The organism is Streptomyces sp. BA2 (genome assembly GCF_009769735.1).
Classification (GTDB): Bacteria; Actinomycetota; Actinomycetes; order Streptomycetales; family Streptomycetaceae; genus Streptomyces.
This window is the reverse complement of sequence record NZ_WSRO01000002.1, coordinates 2,996,331-3,015,502: the sequence shown is the minus strand read 5'-3', so window position 1 is coordinate 3,015,502 and position 19,172 is coordinate 2,996,331. Positions and strand designations below refer to the sequence as shown.

Below are 19,172 nucleotides of genomic sequence, written 5' to 3'. Positions count from 1 at the left end.
GAAGCGGAAGATGGACAAGCAGCAGGAATTCGTGCTCCGGACACTGGAGGAGCGCGACATCCGGTTCGTACGCCTGTGGTTCACGGATGTCCTCGGCTTCCTGAAATCGGTCGCGGTGGCTCCCGCCGAGCTGGAGCAGGCCTTCGACGAGGGCATCGGCTTCGACGGCTCGGCAATCGAGGGATTCGCCCGGGTGTACGAGTCGGACATGATCGCCAAGCCGGACCCGTCGACGTTCCAGGTCCTGCCCTGGCGCGCGGAGGCCCCCGGCACCGCCCGCATGTTCTGCGACATCCTCATGCCGGACGGCTCCCCGTCCTTCGCCGACCCGCGTTACGTCCTGAAGCGGGCCCTGGCGAAGACCTCCGACCTCGGGTTCACCTTTTACACCCACCCCGAGATCGAGTTCTTCCTCCTGAAGGACAAGCCGCTGGACGGCTCGCGGCCCACCCCCGCCGACAACTCCGGCTACTTCGACCACACCCCGCAGAACGTCGGGATGGACTTCCGCCGCCAGGCCATCACGATGCTCGAATCCATGGGCATCTCGGTCGAGTTCAGCCACCACGAGGGCGCGCCAGGCCAGCAGGAGATCGACCTCCGTTACGCGGACGCGCTCTCCACGGCCGACAACATCATGACGTTCCGCCTGGTCATGAAGCAGGTCGCGCTGGAGCAGGGCGTGAACGCGACGTTCATGCCGAAACCGTTCTCCGAGCACCCCGGCTCGGGCATGCACACGCACCTCTCCCTCTTCGAGGGCGACCGCAACGCCTTCTACGAGTCCGGCTCCGAGTACCAGCTCTCCAAGGTCGGCCGCTCCTTCATCGCGGGCCTCCTGAAGCACGCGGCCGAGATCTCCGCGGTCACCAACCAGTGGGTGAACTCCTACAAGCGCATCTGGGGCGGCTCGGAGCGCACGGCGGGCGCGGGCGGCGAGGCACCCTCGTACATCTGCTGGGGCCACAACAACCGCTCGGCGCTGATCCGCGTCCCGATGTACAAGCCCGGCAAGACCGGCTCGGCACGGGTGGAGGTCCGCTCGATCGACTCGGGCGCGAACCCGTACCTGACGTACGCGGTGCTGCTCGCCGCGGGCCTCAAGGGCATCGAGGAGGGCTACGAGCTCCCGCCGGGCGCCGACGACGACGTCTGGGCCCTCTCGGACGCCGAACGCCGCGCGATGGGCATCGAGCCGCTGCCGCAGAACCTGGGCGAGGCGATTGCTCTGATGGAGCGGTCGGAACTGGTCGCCGAGACGCTCGGCGAGCACGTGTACGACTTTTTCCTCCGGAACAAGAAGCAGGAGTGGGAGGAGTACAGGTCAGAGGTGACGGCCTTCGAGCTGAGGAAGAACCTCCCGGTGCTGTAAAGCCCCTGGAAGGGGCGCGGGGAACTGCGCGAGCAACCACAGAAAAGCCGCAGTCGCATCTGCTCGGTGTCCCGGCAGACGCGACTGCGGCTTTTCGTTGGCTGAGCGCGCAGTTCCCCGCGCCCCTTACGGGGCGCTGACGATCGCCTCCCGCAGTGGCGTAGTCCCGCGGACCCGGTACTCCTGGATCGCCCAGCCATTGCCGTCCGGGTCCTTGAAGTACATGAACGTGCCGCCGTCCTGCGGCGCGTGAGCCACCGGCTCCGTGACGTCCAGGCCGCGCGCCGTCAGCTCGGCGTGCGCCGCCTTCGCGTCGGCGACGCACAGTTGAAGGCCCTGGTAGGAACCGGGGGCCGGGGTCGGTCCGTCCATCGTGTCCCAGAGGGTGTCGGCGAGGGCGATGGAACAGCCGGACCCCGGCGGGGTCAGCTGGACGATGCGCATGCCCGGCATGACCTCCTGGTCGATGTCCACGTGGAAGCCGAGCTTGTCGCGGTAGAACTCCATGGCCCGGTCGACGTCACTGACAGGGAGCGGGATCACCTCGAGTGTGTATTCCATGCGCCGAGTACATCAGGGCGCGATGGCCCTGTCAGCGCGACGCCGCACCCCATGTCACCGCTCCGAAAGCGGACTCGGAGCCTCCTGCACCGCCCAGCCGTTTCCGTCCGGATCCTTGAAGAAACAGAAGCCGTTCCACGTCCCGCCCGTCCCCTCGGCCCAGCCTTCGGCGCCCACGTGCAGGACGGGCGTGACGTCCACGCCGCGCTCCGCGAGCTCGGCCCGCGCGGCCACGATGTCCGTGACGCACAGCTGCAGGCCGTGCAGCGAGCCCGGCGTCATCTCCGAGACGCCGGGAGCGGGCGGCATGCCGGTCATCATGGCGAACGAGCAGCGCGAGCCGGGCGGGGTGAACTGCATGACGCGCACGCCCGGGGCGATCGCCGTGTCCAGGTCCGCCTTGAAGCCGCACTTGTGCTCGTAGAAGTCCTTGGCGCGGTCCATGTCGGCGACAGGGACCATCACCACTTCGAGTGTCCAGTCCATCAGGTGGTTCTCCTCGGCTGTCTTCTCGGGTCGGCTGTTTTCTCGGGTCGGCTGTCTTCTCAGGTCTCTTCTCGTGCGTCACGTGAAGCGCCAGCGCGTCTGGCTGAACGGCTCCCCCTTGCCGAAGCCGAACGCGGTGCGGGGGGCCACCTCGAAGACGTACGCGTGGCCGGCCCCGTGGTGGAAGCAGCCGTCCCGCACCTCGTAGTGCCAGAAGCTGCCGTACTTCTCCTCCCATGCCGCCGCGAGGCGCCGCAGCCTGTCCTCGTCGGTGATCCGGACCGCGGAGCCCTCGACGACCAGATCGTGGCCCTTGTCCCAGAGGTTGACGCCCGTGGTCAGCACGACCTCGGGGTTGGCCGCCACGTTCCGCGCCTTGCGCTCATCGGGGCCCGTGCAGAAGTGCAGCGCCCCGTCCAGCCAGACCGCGGGCAGCGGTGTGACGTGCGGGCGCCCGTCGGGGCGTACGGACGAGATCCAGAAGAGCTCGGCGGCCTTCAGCTGCCGCACGGCGTCGGCCCACGGGGTCGCTACCGCTCCCGTGCTGCTGTACCGGGAATCCAGTTCCGTACGGGGTTCCTTGCTCGGCATGGTCCGCCTCCTGAACGCCGACACCAATGCTCCTGTCCAAGGACGGACTCCGCACGCGGGCAGAACTCATCGGTCAGGCCGTAGGCTCGGGCCAGGAATGATCGAACGGAGGCGCGAGGATGACGGTGCCGCAAGGGCGCAGAAGCAGTACGTTCACGCGGCTGCTGCGGCACGGCTTCACCGATCCGTCCGCGGCCGAGCGGCTGCTCGGCGCTCCCGAGCTGTCCGCGGTGCGCACTGACCCGGTGCTCCTCGACGCCCTCGGCGCCGCCGCCGACCCGGACCTGGCGCTCCTGGGCCTCGTACGCCTGGTCGAGGGGCAGCCCGACGACACCAGCCGCCGGGAGCTGCTCGACACCCTGGTCAGCGCCAAGCCGCTGCGTGACCGGCTGCTCGGCGTGCTCGGCGCGTCCGAGGCCCTCGCCGACCACCTGGCCCGGCATCCCCGCGACTGGCGCGCCCTGGTCACGTACGAACTCGCCGACCTGCACCCCGGCGTCGAGGAGTTCGAGCGCGGCCTGGCCGACGCCACCGACCCGGTCTCGCTGCGCGTCTCCTACCGGCGCTGCCTCCTTGCCATTGCGGCCCGTGACGTCTGCGGCACGACGGACCTGGCCGAGGCGGCCGCCGAGCTCGCGGACCTCGCGACGGCGACCCTGCGCGCCGCGCTCACCATGGCCGAGCAGGCGGCCCCCGCGGACGCCGCGCAGTGCAGGCTCGCCGTCATCGCGATGGGCAAGTGCGGTGGCCACGAGCTGAATTACGTGTCGGACGTCGACGTCATCTTCGTCGGCGAGGCGGCGGACGGCACGGACCCCGCCGACGAGGGCAAGGCGCTGCAGGCCGCCACCCGGCTCGCCTCGCACATGATGCGGATCTGCTCGGAGACCACGGTCGAGGGCACGATCTGGCCGGTCGACGCCAACCTCCGCCCCGAGGGCCGCAACGGCCCCCTGGTGCGCACCCTCAGCAGCCATCTCGCCTACTACCAGCGCTGGGCCAAGACCTGGGAGTTCCAGGCGCTGCTCAAGGCCCGCCCGGTGGCCGGTGACCTGGAGCTCGGCAAGGAGTACGTCGACACCCTCGCGCCCCTCGTCTGGCACGCGGCCGAGCGCGACAACTTCGTGCCCGACGTGCAGAAGATGCGCCGCCGGGTCGTGGAGAACATCCCGGCGGGCGAGGTCGACCGCGAGCTGAAGCTGGGTCCCGGCGGCCTGCGGGACGTCGAATTCGCCGTACAGCTCCTCCAGTTGGTGCACGGCCGCGGCGACACCTCGATCCGCAGCGGCTCGACCCTGGCGGCCCTGGAGGCGCTCGCGGCCGGCGGCTACGTGGGGCGCGTGGACGCGGTCCAGCTCGACGACGCCTACCGCTTCCTTCGCTCCCTGGAGCACCGCATCCAGCTGTTCAAGATGCGGCGCACCCACCTGGTCCCCGAGGACGACGCGGACCTGCGGCGCATCGGCCGCTCCCTGGGCATGCGCACGGAGCCGATCACCGAGCTGAACCGCGCGCTGAAGCGGCACACCTCGGTCGTGCGCCGCCTGCACGAGAAGCTCTTCTACCGCCCGCTCCTGGACGCCGTGGCCCAACTCGCCCCCGTAGAGACCCGGTTGAGCACCGAAGCCGCCCGCGAACGCCTGGTCGCCCTCGGCTATCACGACCCCGCGGCCGCCCTGCGCCACCTGGAGGCCCTCGCGTCCGGCGTCACCCGCAAGGCGGCGATCCAGCGCACCCTGCTCCCCGTGCTCCTCGGCTGGTTCGCCGACTCGGCGGACCCCGACGCGGGCCTCTTCAACTTCCGCAAGGTGTCGGACGCGCTGGGCAAGACCCCCTGGTATCTGAGGCTCCTGCGCGACGAGGGCGCCGCGGCCGAGAACCTCGCCCGCGTCCTGTCCGCCGGGCGCCTGGCCCCCGACCTCCTCCTGCGAGCCCCCGAAGCGGTGGCCCTGCTCGGCGACCAGCGCGGCCTCGAACCGCGCGACCACGCCCACCTGGAGCAGGAGGTCCTGGCCGCGGTGGGCCGCGCGGACGGCGCCGAACAGGCGGTGACGGCGGCGCGAGGCGTCCGCCGCCGCGAGCTGTTCCGCACGACGGCCGCGGACATCATCGGCTCGTACGGCACGGAGGAGAGCCCCGCGGCGGCCGACCCCGGGGCGCTGCTCGACCGGGTGGGCGACGCGGTCTCCGACCTCACGGCGGCCACGATCGCGGGGACGCTGCGCGCGGTGGTCCGCGAAGGCTGGGGCGACACGCTGCCGGTGCGGTTCGCGGTGATCGGCATGGGCCGCTTCGGCGGCCACGAACTGGGCTACGGCTCGGACGCGGACGTCCTCTTCGTCCACGAGCCGCGCGAGGGCGTCGGCGACCACGAGGCGGCGAAGGCGGCCTCGCAGGTGGTCTCCGAGATGCGCAGACTCCTCCAACTCCCCAGCTCCGACCCGCCGTTGCTGATCGACACGGACCTGCGCCCGGAGGGCAAGAGCGGCCCGCTGGTGCGCACTCTCGGCTCGTACGAGGCCTACTACCGCCGCTGGTCACTCGTCTGGGAGTCCCAGGCGCTGCTGAGGGCCGAACCGGTCGCGGGTGACGTCGAGTTGGGCCGCGCCTTCATCGACCTCATCGACCCACTGCGTTACCCGGCGGAGGGCCTCGGCGACGACGCCGTCCGCGAGATCCGCCGCCTGAAGGCCCGCATGGAGGCGGAACGCATGCCGCGCGGCGCCGACCCCACCCTGCACGCCAAGCTGGGCCGCGGCGGTCTCTCGGACGTCGAATGGACCGTGCAGCTCATGCAGTTGACCCATGGATGGGTCGAACCGGGCCTGCGCACGACCCGCACCCGTGAAGCGCTCGCCGCGGCCTGCGCGGCCGAGCTGATCCCGACCGAGGAGGCGGCGATCCTGGACGAGGCGTGGGTCCTTGCCGCCCGGGTGCGCAACGCGGTGATGCTGGTACGCGGCAGGGCCGGGGACACCTTCCCCTCGGACGGGCGTGAACTCGCCGCGGTGGGACGGTACTTGGGCTACGACCCCGGGCACGTGGGGGACATGCTGGACGACTACCGGCGGACCACGCGCAGGGCGCGGGCCGTGATGGAGGAGAGGTTCTACGGGGCGTAAGGGCTCTCCTGGGTCCTACAGCAGGGTCCGCGCGTGCGCGAGGAACCCGGTGAGGGCCAGCTCGAAGGCGCGGTCGGCCCGCCCCCGGGGTGCCGCGTCAAGAGCCCGCGCGAGGGCGGGCGTCGACGTCTCGTCCGGCAGCTCCCACATGGCCTCCGGCGCCGCCAGGTCGAGCGCCGAGCCGAGCACCAGGTTCTCCAGGGCGATGATCACCGGCATGACGTCGGCGAGGGCGAACCCGGCGTCGATCAGCAGCGTCACCGCGCACTCGTACTGATCGAGTACGCGCGGCGCACGCACCGGTGAGGTCATGAGGAGCGGGATGACCCGGGGGTGGGCGGCGAAGGCGGCGCGGTAGGAGCGGGCCCAGGCGGACAGGGACGCGTCCCAGGGGCGGCGCGGATCGAGGGTGCCGGTGTCGATCGCCTCGCACACCCGCTCGCGCAGCAGCTCCACGATGCCGTCGCGGCCGTCCACGTGGTGGTAGACCGACCCGGTCTGCGCGCCGAGGCGCTTGGCGATCTGCGGGACGCTGAAGTCGCCCTTCTCGTCGATGAGGGCGAGCGCGGTCGTCGTGATGCGGTCCCTGTCGAGCAGGGGTGTGCGCGGCCGTCCCATGAATCCGATCTCCTCACCAAGTCTCCCCGGAGCCAGGGCCTCCCCGGAGCCAGGCCCTTCCCGAAGCCAGAGTCTTCCCGTACGCCCATGCCGGAGGCTACATTGCGCCAACCGAAAGCCTTTAGGTTTCGGGGCCCGGCGGCCACTCCCCCCCTCCGCGGCCCCTGCCCCCGCCTGCCCAGTCCGCCGCAGAAGGGCTTCTCCTCCGCATGTCCGTGACCACCCCGACCCCACCCGCCGAACCCGAGCCCACGCTCCGCAGCGGCTCCCTCGGCACCTCCGACATCGCCTTCTTCGTCGTCTCCGCCGCCGCACCGCTCACCGTCATGGCGGGCGTCGCCCCCATCGCCATCTCCCTGGGCGGCATCGGCGCGCCCGTCGGCTACCTCCTCGCCGGGATCACGCTCGCCGTGTTCGCCGTCGGGTTCACCGCGATGAGCCGCCACGTCCGCAGCGGCGGCGCCTTCTACGCGTACATCACGCGCGGCCTCGGCCGCCCCGCCGGCATCGCCGCGGCCCTGCTCGCCATGCTGGGCTACAACGGCATGGAGATAGGCGTCTACGGACTCCTGGGCACCGCCACGCAGGACACCGCCCTCGCCCTGTTCGGCGTGGACATCCCCTGGCTCCCGGTGTCCCTCGCCGGGCTGCTCCTGATCTGGTACGCCGGATACCGCTCGATCGACTTCGGCGCGAAGCTGCTCGGTGTGCTCCTCGTCGCCGAGACCGGAATCCTGGTGCTGCTCGCGGGCGGCGTCCTCATCAAGGGAGGCGGCACGGAGGGACTCAGCCTGGACGGCTTCGCCCCGGGGAACGTCTTCGTCCCCGGCACGGCCGCCGTACTCGCCTTCGCCTTCGCGGCGTTCACCGGATTCGAGTCGACCGTCATCTACCGCCGCGAGGCGCGCGATCCCGACCGGACGGTGCCGCGCGCGACGTACATCGCGGTGGCGTTCCTCGGGCTCTTCTACGCCTTCGTCGTCTGGACGGTGATCCAGGCCTTCGGCGACGAAGCGGTGGTGAAGGCCGCGGGATCGGACCCGGCGGGCCTCTTCTTCTCGGCCATCACGACCTATGTGGGCGGCTGGGCCGCCGACTTGATGCACGTGCTGATCGTGACGAGCGTGCTGGCGTCGTTGCTGGCCTTCCACAACGCGATCAACCGGTACGGGCTCGGGCTCGCGGAGGAAGGGGTGCTGCCGAAGTCTCTCGGGCGGGTGCATGGGCGGCATCGGTCGCCGTATCTGGCGGGGGCGGCGCAGACGGTGCTTGGAGCGGTGGTGGTGATCGCCTTCGCGGTGGCGGGCGCGGATCCTTACGATCAGCTGCTGCTGTGGGTCAACACCCCCGGGATGATCGGCCTGTTGGCGCTCCAGCTGATCGCGGCGGTCGCGGTTCCCTTCTACTTCCGTCGGATACGTCACCAGGAGGGTGTGCTGCGGACGGTGGTGGCGCCTGTGATGGCGGCGGTGCTGTTGAGCGCGGCCCTCGTGCTGGTCGCCACGCACATAGACGTCTTCACCGGGGCGAGCCCCTTCGTGAACGCCGTCCTGGTGGGGGTTGCTCCTGCCGTGTTCGTCCTCGGTCTTGCTCTTGCTGCGCGACTGCGCCGCCGCAGACCAGAGGTGTACGAGGGCTTCGCCAGCGAGCCGAACTGACTTGTCCCCAACCCCGCCCCTTCCCGAAAACCCGCTCTGGCGCGGGGGCCCTGGTGGCCGTCATCACCGGCTTCGCCGAGTTCGTCCTCAAACGCCGGACGGGCTGAGATTTCCCGCCGGTCCGGACATGCCTTTCAGCCCCTCCGGCGTTTGAGGAGCGGGGTCTGGGGCGGAGCCCCAGTTTCGGGAAGGGGCGGGATTGGGGAGAGCCCCGCAGGGCCGCTTTGACCGCAACCAAGCAACAACCCACCCCCCCGAACGGAGTCCCCCGTGCCCCCCGCCGACCTCATCCTCACCGGCGCCAACATCCGCACCCTCGACCCCACCAGCCCCCACGCCACCGCCCTCGCCGTCCACGAAGGACACATCGCGGCAGTGGGCCACGAGGCAGACGTACGCGACTGGCGCGGCCCCCGGACCGAAACCGTTCACCTCGGCGGAGCCACCCTCACCCCAGGCCTCGTCGACTCCCACAGTCACCCCGTCTGGGGCCTGGAGATGGCCACCGGGCTCGACCTCTCCGCCGTGGCCGACCTGGACCAGCTCCGCGCCGCCCTGCGCACAGCGGCCCGCGTCGAAGGGTGGGTCATCGCCTGGGGGCTCGACCACAACGCCTTCGGCGGGCGGCCGGTCCACCGCGAGCTCATCGATGACGTACTCGACGGCGCCCCCGCCTTCATCCGCCTCTACGACGGCCACTCCGCCCTGGCCAGCGGCGCCGCCCTCCGCGCGGCGGGCGTCGAGGGGCCCCGTACCTTCGCCCAGCGCGCCACCGTCGTCTGCGACGACGAAGGGCGCCCCACCGGCCACCTCGTCGAGCACGCCGCCATGGATCTCCTCACCCCCGTCCTGCCCCGCCCCTCCCACGCCCAGCGCCGCACCCGCCTGGTCGAGCTGCTCTCCGCGATGGCGGCCACCGGCCTCACCGGCGCCCATGTCATGGACCTCGGCGGCGATGACGTACCCGGACTGCTCGCCGGGGTCGAGAGCGAGGCGCACCTTCCCCTCCGCCTGCGGCTCGCACCCTGGTGCATGCCGGGCGTCGACGAGGAAGGCCTGGCCGAGCTGATCGCCCTGCAGTCGCGCGCGGGCAGGCACTGGCGCGTCGGCGGGGCCAAGTTCTTCATGGACGGCACCGTCGAGGGCGGCACCGCCTGGCTGGAGCACGCGGACTGCCACGGGCAGGGCACCGACGCCTTCTGGCCGGACCCGGAGGCCTACACCGCCGCCGTACGGCACCTGCACGCGGCCGGAGTGCGCACGGCGACCCACGCCATCGGGGACGCCGCCGTGCGCCACGTGCTCGACACCGTCGCGTCGCTGGGCCCCGGCGGGCGCCTCGCACACCGCATCGAGCACATCGAGACCGTCCCGGACGACACGGTCCCGCGCTTCGCGGAGCTTGGGGTGATCGCCTCGATGCAGCCGCCGCACACCGCGTACACGCGCGCCGACCACACCGACGAGTGGTCCAGGCGTCTTGGTGACGAGCGGGCCGCACGGGCCTGGCGCATCCGGGATCTGCGGGACGCGGGGGCCGTCGTGGCCCTGGGTTCGGACTGGCCCATCGCGCACTACGACGCGCGCGAGGTCCTGGCCACCGCGCGAGCGCCTCGTGGAGCCGCGGGGCGCGCTCAAGGGCTCACCGGGCTCCAGGCGCTGGAGGGCTGCACCTCGCACGCCGCGATCGCCGCCGGAGACGCGGACGTCGCGGGGCGGATCGCACCGGGGTTCAGGGCGGACCTCACGGCCTTCGGTATCGACCCGGTGGAGGCGCCCGCCGACGAGGTGGCGCAGGCCCCGGTCCGGCTCACCGTGTCCGGCGGCCACATCACCCACCGTCACCCGTGACAGCGGGGGGCGGGGCTCCGCTCAGGCCTTGAACCTGGCCCTGACCTTGGCCGGCAGGAGCGGAGCCCGGTCCTCACGCAGCGCCACCTCGCGCGGCAGCGCGTAAGGCATCGCCCCGTACCACGCCCAGGCCACCGCGAAGCCGAACGCCAGGCAGATCATGCCGCCCACCGCGTCGAGCCAGAAGTGGTTGGCCGTGGCCACGATGACGATCAGGGTCGCCGTGGGGTAGAGCAGGCCGAGCACCTTCGCCCACGGCACCGAGGCCAGAGCGAAGATCGTCAGGCCGCACCACAGGGACCAGCCGATGTGCATCGACGGCATCGCCGCGTACTGGTTCGACATGTGCTTGAGGTCGCCGGAGGCCATGGAACCCCAGGTCTGGTGGACCAGGACCGTGTCGATGAAGTCGTGGCCGTTCATCAGGCGCGGGGGAGCCAGCGGATACAGGTAGTAGCCGAGCAGGGCCACCGCCGTCGTCGCGAAGAGAACCATGCGCGTGGCCGCATAACGTCCCGGATGCCACCGGAACAGCCAGACCAGGACACCGAGCGTCACCACGAAGTGCAGCGTCGCGTAGTAGTAGTTCATGCCGACGATGAGCCATGTCACCGAGTTCACCGCGTGGTTGACGCTCTGTTCCACGGCGATCCCCAGGTGCTGCTCCGCCTGCCAGATCCAGTCGGCGTTGCGCAGGGCCTGGGACTTCTGTTCCGGTACGGCGTTGCGGATCAGGGAGTACGTCCAGTAACTCACCGCGATCAGCAGGATCTCGAACCAGAGCCGAGGGCGGCGGGGCGTGCGGAGGCGGCGCAGGAATGTCCGCCCATTGCGGTCTTCTCGCTCGCCCGCGATGGGTGATGTGGTGGGCCGCTGCTGGCCTTCCAGTGTCGTCACAGTCATCTCACCCATAGGCACAGAGTCTGCCAGATACCGACCCTCCGACCGATCATCCCAAGGTCTGGTTCAGGTCGCATTCTCTACGCCCTATGGACGAGTGCTTCCCTGAGTGCTTCCCCGGGTGTTTCCCCGAGGGGCAGAAGCGGTTGAACCCCGAACGACCAGCTCCGGCATGAAGACGAACTCGCTGTGCGGGGCGGGAGTGCCGCCGATCTCCTCGAGGAGTGTACGCACCGCCGCCTGCCCCATCGACGGCACGGGCTTACGCACCGTGGTCAGGGGCGGATCGGTGAACGCGATCAGCGGGGAATCGTCGAATCCCACCACCGAGATGTCGTCCGGGACCTCGAATCCGCGCTGCCGCGCCGTCCGTATCGCCCCGAGGGCCATCATGTCGCTCGCACACACCACGGCCGTGCAGCCGCGGTCAAGCAGTGCGGACGCCGCGGCCTGACCGCCCTCCAGCGTGTACAGCGAGTGCTGGACCAGCTCCGACTCGATCTCCTCCGGGGACAGTGCGAGCTGGTCCTGCACCGTGCGTACGAAGCCCTCGATCTTCCGCTGTACGGGCACGAACCGCTTGGGGCCCAGGGCGAGTCCGATCCGTGTATGACCCAGGGAGACGAGGTGGGTGACCGCGAGGCGCATCGCGGCCCGGTCGTCCGGCGAGATGAAGGGTGCCTGCACCTTGGGGGAGAAGCCGTCGACGAGCACGAACGGCACGCCCTGCGCGCGCAGCTGGTCGTAGCGCTGCATGTCGGCGGAGGTGTCCGCGTGCAGGCCCGAGACGAAGATGATGCCGCAGACGCCGCGGTCCACGAGCATCTCCGTCAGCTCGTCCTCCGTGGAGCCGCCCGGCGTCTGGGTGGCGAGGACCGGCGTATAACCCTGCCGGGTCAGGGCCTGCCCGATGACCTGGGCGAGCGCGGGGAATATCGGGTTCTCCAGCTCCGGCGTGATCAGCCCGATCAGGCCCGCGCTGCGTTGGCGCAGCCGCACCGGGCGTTCGTAGCCGAGCACGTCGAGTGCGGCAAGCACTGACTGACGGGTGGCCCCGGCGACGCCGGGCTTGCCGTTGAGCACCCGGCTGACCGTCGCCTCGCTGACCCCCGCCTGCGCTGCGATGTCGGCCAGTCGCGCGGTCACAGGATTGGACTGTACCGGTCACATCTCAGGCTGCCCACCAGACCGTTGAATCCGCGGGGACGACCGTCCCGTCCGCGCCGGGCGTCGTCCCGGCGCTCGACAGGAGCACGGCGCCGGGGGTGGGGACCGTGACAGGACCGGCGGTGAGGTTCACCGTGCAGACCATCGAACCGCGCGGCGTCGTGCGGCGGAAGGACAGGACGCCCTCGGGGGCGTCGAGCCACTCCACGTCGCGGCCGGCGCCGAGCGCCGGGTGTTCGCGGCGCACGGCGAGCGCCCCGCGGTAGAACTCCAGGGTCGACGCGGGGTCGCCCTCCTGCGCCTGGACCGTGAGGTCCTTCCAGCCGGCGGGCTGCGGCAGCCAGCTCGGGCCGCCCTCGACAGGGCCGAAGCCGAACGGCGCCCGCTCCCCGGACCACGGCAGCGGAACCCGGCACCCGTCCCGCGTCCCGTCCTGCCCCGTGCTGCGGAAGAACGCCGGGTCCTGGCGCACCTCGTCCGGCAGTTCGGTCACCTCGGGCAGGCCGAGCTCCTCGCCCTGGTAGATGTACGCCGAGCCGGGCAGCGCCAGCATCAGCAGCGTGGCGGCCTTCGCCCGGCGCAGGCCGCGTGCCGCGTCGCCGTCGGCGAAGCGGGTGGAGTGGCGCACGACGTCGTGGTTGGAGAGCACCCAGGTGGCGGGCGCCCCCACGGCGTTCATCGCGTCGAGGGAGCGGTCGATGACGGCGCGCAGCGCGGGCGCGTCCCAATCGGTCGTCAGATACTCGAAGTTGAAGGCCTGGTGCAGCTCGCCCGGGCGCAGATACCGCGCGCTGCGTTCCACCGTCGGTGTCCACGCCTCGGCGACGGCGATGCGGTCGCCCGCGTACTCGTCGAGGATCCGCCGCCAGTCGCGGTAGATCTCGTGCACGCCGTCCTGGTCGAAGTAGGGGACGGCCTGCTTGCCGAGCAGCTTCACCTGCTCCTCGTGGCCGATGTCGGGCAGGCCCGCCGCCTTGACCAGGCCGTGGGCCACGTCGATGCGGAAACCGTCGATGCCGAGGTCGAGCCAGTAGCGCAGGATGGAGCGGAACTCGTCGTGCACCGCCGGGTGGTCCCAGTTGAAGTCGGGCTGCTCGGGCGCGAAGAGGTGGAGGTACCACTCGCCGTCCGCGACGCGCGTCCAGGCGGGCCCGCCGAAGACGGACTCCCAGTCGTTGGGCGGCAGTTGGCCTTCCTCGCCCTTGCCGGGCCGGAAGTGGAAGCGTTCGCGCGCCGACGAACCCCTGCCCTCGCGCAGCGCCTGCCTGAACCACTCGTGCTGGTCCGAGCAGTGGTTGGGCACCACGTCGACGATCACACGAAGGCCGAGCGCGTGCGCTTCCCGTACGAGGTCGTCGGCGTCCGGCAGGGTGCCGAACATGGGGTCGACCGCGCGGTAGTCGGCCACGTCGTACCCGGCGTCGGCCTGCGGGGACGCGTAGAAGGGGGAGAGCCAGACGGCGTCCACGCCGAGCCGCTTCAGATGGGGGAGGCGGGCCGTGACGCCCGGCAGATCGCCCATGCCGTCGCCGTTTCCGTCGGCGAAGCTGCGCGGATACACCTGGTAGATGACGGCGTCGCGCCACCACTCGCGGGGCGCCGAGCCGTCGTCCGGTGCGTCTGCGGGAAGGGCGGCGGTCACGTGCTGGGTCATGAAGTCCCTCAGGAGTACGGGGGCGGGCGGCACTCCGTTGAACGTCCCGCGGAAGGCGAAGGTCACGAGGGTGTCCTCCTCGCCCGTTCCCCAAACAGGCCGAAGTCGAAAATTCTACTGTCAGGCACGTCGCACGTGAGGCGAGTTCGATGGCCTCCACCGATCCGGGTCGTGCTGACGCCGTCTTTCCCCGAGGTGGGCGGCGGCACGCTAACTTGATGAGGCAGGCACGAGTCGGCCTGCCCCGTCCCGCGCTGAGGGGCTGTCCCGCGTGAGCGTCAAGGACAAGGCAGTGAGCACGGCCAGTACGGTCCTGGTGGTCGACGACGCGCCCGCCAGCAGGTACGCGCTGAGCGCCGTCCTGCGCAGGGACGGCCATCGCGTCCTGCTCGCCGCGAGCGCGAGCGAGGCCCTGATCGAACTCGACGTGCGGATGCGGGCAGGGGACCTGCCGGACGTGGCGCTGGTCGACGTCGGCCTGCCGGACATGAGCGGCTATGAACTCTGCCGCCGCATGAAGCAGTTGCCGCCCATCGCCAGCCTGCCCGTCGTCCACTTCTCGGCGGCGGCACGCCCGCCCGCCGACCGGTGCCGTGGCCTCGACGCGGGCGGCGAGTCCTATCTGACGGTGCCCGCCGAACCCGAGGAGATCCAGGCGGTCGTGCGGGCCGCCGCGCGCGGGGCCCGCACCCGCTGCGACGCCCAACTACGGGCGGGGCGCCTCGCGTTGCTCGCCGGGACGATCCTGTCCGTGCAGTCCGCGCGCTGCCTCGGCGAGCTCGCGGACGCGGCGGCCACCGGCACGGAGCGGCTGACCGACTGCCCCGCGACGGTGTTCGTGCTCGGTGCGGACGGGGAGATCCACCGGGGTCTCTCCCGGCGCAGAGCCGCCGCTTCGCTGCCGGACCCCGGGGCGCACGAGGCGGTGGCCCGGCTGATGCGGCGCGTCATGTCGGGGCGTACGGGCGTGCGCCATACGGTCGTGCCCGCTCCGCTGTGGCCCGCGGGGTTCTTCCGCTCGGTGGGGGGCGCCGGGCAGTGGTGCGACGGGACGCCTGAGGAGGCCGACCTCGTCCTGGCCCGCCTGCGCGATGGGCGCACACTCGTATGCCTCGCGACCCCCGCGTACCGGGAGGGGCTCTCCGACGAGACGGGCCACCTCGTCGAGCGGCTCGCCCACGCGACCGCGCTGGCCGCGGAACCGCTGCTGATGTACGAGGAGGAGCGCCACGTCGCGCTGACCCTGCAACGCAGCTTCCTGCCGTCGAAGCTGCCGGAACTGCCCGGCACGGACGTCGTCGTCCGCTACGAACCCGCGTCGCGCCAGACGGAGATCGGCGGCGACTTCTACGCGGCGCTTCCGGTGCCCGGCGGCGTCCTGACCGGCATCGGTGACGTCGTCGGGCACTCGCTGGAGGCGGCCACCGTGATGGTCGAGATCCGGCACGCACTGCGCGCGTACTGCGTCGAGGACCCCGACCCCGGCGCGCTCGCCCGGCGCCTCGACCGGATGCTGCAGCACTACCACCCGGGCGTGACGGCCACGATGTGCCTGAGCCTGGTCGATCCGGCCACCGGACGCACCCGGATCGCCAACGCGGGCCACATCCCGCCGCTCGTGGTGCGGGACGAGGGCACGGCCACGTACGCCGACGTGCGGGGGCCGCTCCTCGGCCTTGGCCTCGACCGGCCGCAGCCGAGCGAGCTGACCCTGGAACGGACCGAGCGCCTGCTGATGGTCACGGACGGCCTCATCGAGACGCGGGGCATGGACCTCGCGGTGTCGATGGAGCAGTTGCGGATCGCGGCGGCGGGCGCGCCGCGAGGCGTCGCCGACCTGTGCGACACGCTCCTCGCGTGCTTCGGGCACGAACGCGAGGACGACATCGCGCTCCTCGCGCTGCGCAGGACCAACTGACCTCGCGCGGCGCGGGTCGGCTTGCGGTGAACCGCCGAATTAACCGCCGCACGGGCCTGTACCCACACGCTTACCCGTCAGTACATTGACGCCATGTCTAATACGCAGAGCCGGGAGCCGAAGCCCGTCGCGTCCGAGCACATACCGCTCAAGGCACGCAAAGTCTCCTTCTCCTGGGAGGACACCCCGCTGCACTGGGTGCCTGGCGACCCCTTCGCCACGCACACGATCAACGTGCTGCATCTGCTTCTCCCGGCGGGCGAACGCTGGTTCGTCCACGTCTACAAGCAGGTCCTGCCGTACATCCGTGACGACAGGCTCCGCGAGGACGTGATCGGCTTCATCGGCCAGGAAGCCATGCACGCGCAGGCCCACGACGAGGTCCTGCCGCACCTCAAGGAGCAGGGCCTTGACCCCACGCCCTACACCGCCCAGGTCGACTGGCTCTTCGAGAAGATGCTCGGCGACAGGACGCTGCCGCCCGGCAAGGCCCGCAAGTGGTGGCTGATGGAGCGCGTCGCGATGATCGCGGCCATCGAGCACTACACCGCCTTCCTCGGCAACTGGGTCCTGAACGCGGACGAGCTGGACCGCAGGGGCGCCGACCCGACGATGCTGGACCTGCTGCGCTGGCACGGCGCGGAAGAGGTCGAGCACCGCTCCGTCGCCTTCGAGCTCTTCATGCACGTCGACGGCAGCTACCGCCGCCGCGCGCGCACCTGGGCCACCGCCTTCACCGCCCTGGTCTTCCTCTGGCAGCGCGGCGCACGCTTCTTCATGGAGAACGACCCGACACTCATCGGCGGCAAGGCGTCGTTCAAGGACTTCTACCAGGGCGGAAAGAAGGGCACGCTGCCCACGACGCAGGACATGATCCGCTCCATCCCCCGCTATCTCAGCCGCGCCTACCACCCCTCCCACGAGGGCAGCACCGCGCAGGCCGTCGCCTATCTGGCCTCGTCCCCGGCGGCCACCGCAGCCGGGACCGCGACGGAATCGCTGCCGAAGGGAGCCCGCTGACATGCCCCGCATCCGCACTGTCCTGCTCGTCACGGGCGCCGCCCTGCTCGCCAAGCGGGCCATGCGGCGGCGCATCGACGCCTCCCCGCTGTGGCCGCTGCCCGCCCTTCAGGAGCCGGTCTCGGGGCGGCCGCGCTCCCGAGCGCTGCGCCTGACCGTCACCCGGCACGAGACGATCGCCGACGGAGTCGTACAACTGCGGCTGGAGGGCGACCACTTGCCCGCCTGGAAGCCGGGCGCCCACCTGGACCTGGTCCTCCCCTCCGGCCTCGTCCGCCAGTACTCGCTGTGCGGGGACCCGGAGGACACCTCCTCGTACACCGTCGCGACCCGCCTCATCGGCGAGGAGCAGGGCGGCCGCGGCGGCTCGCGCGAGGTGCACGAGCAGCTCCAGGAGGGGACGGAGGTCGAGGTGCGCGGCCCGCGCAACCGTTTCCCGCTGGCCGACGCCGAGACGTACGTCTTCGTGGCGGGCGGCATCGGCATCACCCCGATCCTCCCCATGCTGAGGGAAGTCGAGGCCGCGGGCCGTGCGTGGCGGCTGCTGTACGGGGGGCGCTCCCGGGCCTCGATGCCGTTCCTGGAGGACGTGGAGAAACTGGCGGGCACGACGGCGGGCCGGCTCACGGTCGTCGCGGATGACGAGGGCGGCCGCCCCGACCTCGCCGCATTCCTCGCGGACCTCGCGCCCTCCACCGCGGTCCACGTCTGCGGCCCCGAGGGCCTGATGGAGGCGGTGGCGGCGACGCTGCCCGAGGGCGCCGAGCTGCACCTGGAGCGCTTCACGCCCCACACCTCCACGGAGGGCAACGCCACCTTCGAGGTGGAACTGCGCCGCAGCGGACGGACTCTCTCCGTGGCCGCGGACACCACGGTGTTGACCGCGGTGCGCGCGGAGCTGCCCAACACCGCGTACTCCTGCGAGCAGGGCTTCTGCGGAACCTGCCAACAGCGGGTCCTGGAAGGGGAGATCGACCACAGGGACGAACTGCTCACGGACGCCGAGCGCGCCGACTCGATGCTGATCTGTGTGTCGAGGGCGAGCGGTGGCCGAATCGTCCTGGACATGTGAGACATCGCCGCCGAGATGTGAACGGTTGGGGCGCACCGGCCCCTTGGACGGCCGGATCTGCTCGGTAAGGTGTTCGCATGACTACCGGGGTGCGCCGCAGAATGGGTGTCGAGGAGCGGCGGCAGCAGTTGATCGGGGTCGCGCTCGACCTGTTCAGCCACCGCTCGCCCGACGATGTGTCCATCGACGAGATAGCAGCGGCCGCGGGCATATCGCGACCGCTGGTCTACCACTACTTCCCGGGCAAACTCAGCCTGTACGAAGCGGCGTTGCAGCGCGCGGCCGACGATCTCGCCGAGCGCTTCGTGGAACCGAGGGAAGGCCCGCTCGGCGCGCGCCTGCTGCGCGTGATGGGACGCTTCCTGGACTTCGTGGACGGCCACGGCCCCGGCTTCTCCGCGCTGATGCGCGGCGGCCCCGCCGTCGGCTCTTCCACCACCAACGCGCTGATCGATTCGGTGCGGCAGGCGGCGTACGTCCAGATCCTCACGCACCTGGGCATCACGGACCCGTCCGCCAGGCTCGAACTGGTGGTCCGCTCCTGGATCTCGCTCGCCGAGTCCACGGCACTCATCTGGCTCGACGGACGCCGCATCCCGCGCGCCGAGCTGGAGCTGCAGCTGGTGCACGACTTCGCGGCGCTCGCCGCGGTGAGCGCCGCCTACGACGACGGGATGGCCGCGATCCTGCGCCGCATCCTCGTCGAGGAGCCCCCGGACGGACCGTTCGCCGAGCTCATCACCCGCCTGGTCGGCCTCGCCCCGCAGGAGCAGAGCAGTTGACCCACCGCCTGGCCGGCGAAGAGGACATCCCCACCCTCGTCGCCCTCTACGACGGCGAGATGGTCACCGGTGCGTACGAGGTGTGGTGGGCGGACGAGCCCGCCTGGGGCGAACAGCCGCCCGTCGCGGGCTACGTGCACCGCCTGATGACCCGGCGCGGTGCCCCGGCGGGAACGGGCCGCGCGATGCTGGCGCGCGCGGAACGGCGGATCGCGGAGGCGGGCAGGGAGCGCTGCCGCCTGGACTGCGTGTCGGCCAACCCGCGGTTGCGGGAGTACTACGAGGCGGCGGGTTATGCCGTGCTGGGGGAGCTGCCGGGGAAGGTGGCGGCGGACGGGAGCACGTACGGCGTGATGCTCCTGGAGAAGGATCTGCGGGGCCCGGTCCCGTCCGCCTGACG

16 protein-coding genes are annotated in these 19,172 nt (G+C 71.3%); 9 read left to right on the top strand and 7 right to left on the bottom strand.

Going from position 1 to position 19,172, the window contains the following annotated elements; translation table 11 throughout:
• Nucleotides 1-10 precede the first annotated feature (10 nt).
• The gene (locus E5671_RS16315; RefSeq protein ID WP_160504710.1) at nucleotides 11-1,372 is read left to right on the top strand and encodes a glutamine synthetase family protein; all 1,362 of its coding nucleotides are present in this window, start codon (nucleotides 11-13) and stop codon (nucleotides 1,370-1,372) included.
• A gap of 126 nt (nucleotides 1,373-1,498) precedes the next feature.
• Here E5671_RS16315 and E5671_RS16310 read toward each other — a convergent pair whose 3' ends face one another.
• The 3 genes from E5671_RS16310 to E5671_RS16300 all read right to left on the bottom strand — a co-directional run bounded on the left by E5671_RS16310 (nucleotide 1,499) and on the right by E5671_RS16300 (nucleotide 3,010).
• The gene (locus tag E5671_RS16310; protein WP_160504709.1) at nucleotides 1,499-1,933 is read right to left on the bottom strand and encodes a VOC family protein; all 435 of its coding nucleotides are present in this window, start codon (nucleotides 1,931-1,933) and stop codon (nucleotides 1,499-1,501) included.
• A 54-nt stretch (nucleotides 1,934-1,987) separates the two neighbouring features.
• Entirely contained in the window at nucleotides 1,988-2,419 is a 432-nt protein-coding gene (locus tag E5671_RS16305; protein WP_160504708.1) for a VOC family protein, read from the bottom strand.
• A gap of 78 nt (nucleotides 2,420-2,497) precedes the next feature.
• On the bottom strand, nucleotides 2,498-3,010 hold the full coding sequence (locus E5671_RS16300) for a pyridoxamine 5'-phosphate oxidase family protein (protein ID WP_160504707.1): 513 nt from the start codon (nucleotides 3,008-3,010) through the stop codon (nucleotides 2,498-2,500).
• A 119-nt stretch (nucleotides 3,011-3,129) separates the two neighbouring features.
• On the opposite strand from E5671_RS16300, the gene E5671_RS16295 reads away from it, so the two are divergent.
• The gene (locus tag E5671_RS16295; RefSeq protein ID WP_160504706.1) at nucleotides 3,130-6,132 is read left to right on the top strand and encodes a bifunctional [glutamine synthetase] adenylyltransferase/[glutamine synthetase]-adenylyl-L-tyrosine phosphorylase; all 3,003 of its coding nucleotides are present in this window, start codon (nucleotides 3,130-3,132) and stop codon (nucleotides 6,130-6,132) included.
• A gap of 15 nt (nucleotides 6,133-6,147) precedes the next feature.
• Here E5671_RS16295 and E5671_RS16290 read toward each other — a convergent pair whose 3' ends face one another.
• On the bottom strand, nucleotides 6,148-6,750 hold the full coding sequence (locus tag E5671_RS16290; RefSeq protein WP_160504705.1) for a TetR/AcrR family transcriptional regulator: 603 nt from the start codon (nucleotides 6,748-6,750) through the stop codon (nucleotides 6,148-6,150).
• 209 nt (nucleotides 6,751-6,959) lie between these two features.
• Here E5671_RS16290 and E5671_RS16285 point away from each other — a divergent pair, with 209 nt between their 5' ends.
• Together E5671_RS16285 and E5671_RS16280 are read left to right on the top strand one after the other, a co-directional pair.
• Complete coding sequence (locus E5671_RS16285) at nucleotides 6,960-8,408, top strand: APC family permease (protein WP_160504704.1); 1,449 nt, start codon at nucleotides 6,960-6,962, stop codon at nucleotides 8,406-8,408.
• Between the two features lie 270 nt (nucleotides 8,409-8,678).
• The gene (locus E5671_RS16280) at nucleotides 8,679-10,259 is read left to right on the top strand and encodes an amidohydrolase family protein (RefSeq protein WP_160504703.1); all 1,581 of its coding nucleotides are present in this window, start codon (nucleotides 8,679-8,681) and stop codon (nucleotides 10,257-10,259) included.
• A 21-nt stretch (nucleotides 10,260-10,280) separates the two neighbouring features.
• Here E5671_RS16280 and E5671_RS16275 read toward each other — a convergent pair whose 3' ends face one another.
• From E5671_RS16275 to E5671_RS16265, 3 genes are all read right to left on the bottom strand, one after another.
• Nucleotides 10,281-11,171 (bottom strand): phosphatase PAP2 family protein, encoded by an 891-nt coding sequence (locus E5671_RS16275; RefSeq protein WP_160504702.1) that lies wholly within the window; start codon nucleotides 11,169-11,171, stop codon nucleotides 10,281-10,283.
• Nucleotides 11,172-11,246: 75 nt separating this feature from the next.
• Nucleotides 11,247-12,305, bottom strand: a complete 1,059-nt coding sequence (locus tag E5671_RS16270) for a substrate-binding domain-containing protein (protein ID WP_160504701.1) — start codon at nucleotides 12,303-12,305, stop codon at nucleotides 11,247-11,249.
• Nucleotides 12,306-12,330: 25 nt separating this feature from the next.
• Nucleotides 12,331-13,980 (bottom strand): glycoside hydrolase family 13 protein, encoded by a 1,650-nt coding sequence (locus E5671_RS16265; protein ID WP_160510216.1) that lies wholly within the window; start codon nucleotides 13,978-13,980, stop codon nucleotides 12,331-12,333.
• A gap of 292 nt (nucleotides 13,981-14,272) precedes the next feature.
• Here E5671_RS16265 and E5671_RS16260 point away from each other — a divergent pair, with 292 nt between their 5' ends.
• The 5 genes from E5671_RS16260 to E5671_RS16240 all read left to right on the top strand — a co-directional run bounded on the left by E5671_RS16260 (nucleotide 14,273) and on the right by E5671_RS16240 (nucleotide 19,170).
• Entirely contained in the window at nucleotides 14,273-15,898 is a 1,626-nt protein-coding gene (locus tag E5671_RS16260; RefSeq protein WP_336605765.1) for a fused response regulator/phosphatase, read from the top strand.
• 93 nt (nucleotides 15,899-15,991) lie between these two features.
• Nucleotides 15,992-16,918, top strand: a complete 927-nt coding sequence (locus E5671_RS16255; RefSeq protein WP_160504699.1) for a metal-dependent hydrolase — start codon at nucleotides 15,992-15,994, stop codon at nucleotides 16,916-16,918.
• A 1-nt stretch (nucleotide 16,919) separates the two neighbouring features.
• On the top strand, nucleotides 16,920-17,990 hold the full coding sequence (locus E5671_RS16250; protein ID WP_160504698.1) for a PDR/VanB family oxidoreductase: 1,071 nt from the start codon (nucleotides 16,920-16,922) through the stop codon (nucleotides 17,988-17,990).
• 77 nt (nucleotides 17,991-18,067) lie between these two features.
• Nucleotides 18,068-18,772, top strand: a complete 705-nt coding sequence (locus tag E5671_RS16245; RefSeq protein WP_160504697.1) for a TetR/AcrR family transcriptional regulator — start codon at nucleotides 18,068-18,070, stop codon at nucleotides 18,770-18,772.
• A complete protein-coding gene (locus E5671_RS16240) occupies nucleotides 18,769-19,170 on the top strand; it encodes a GNAT family N-acetyltransferase (protein ID WP_160504696.1) in 402 nt (133 codons plus the stop codon). The genes E5671_RS16245 and E5671_RS16240 overlap by 4 nt, the downstream gene beginning before the upstream one ends.
• The last annotated feature ends 2 nt before the right edge of the window (nucleotides 19,171-19,172 follow it).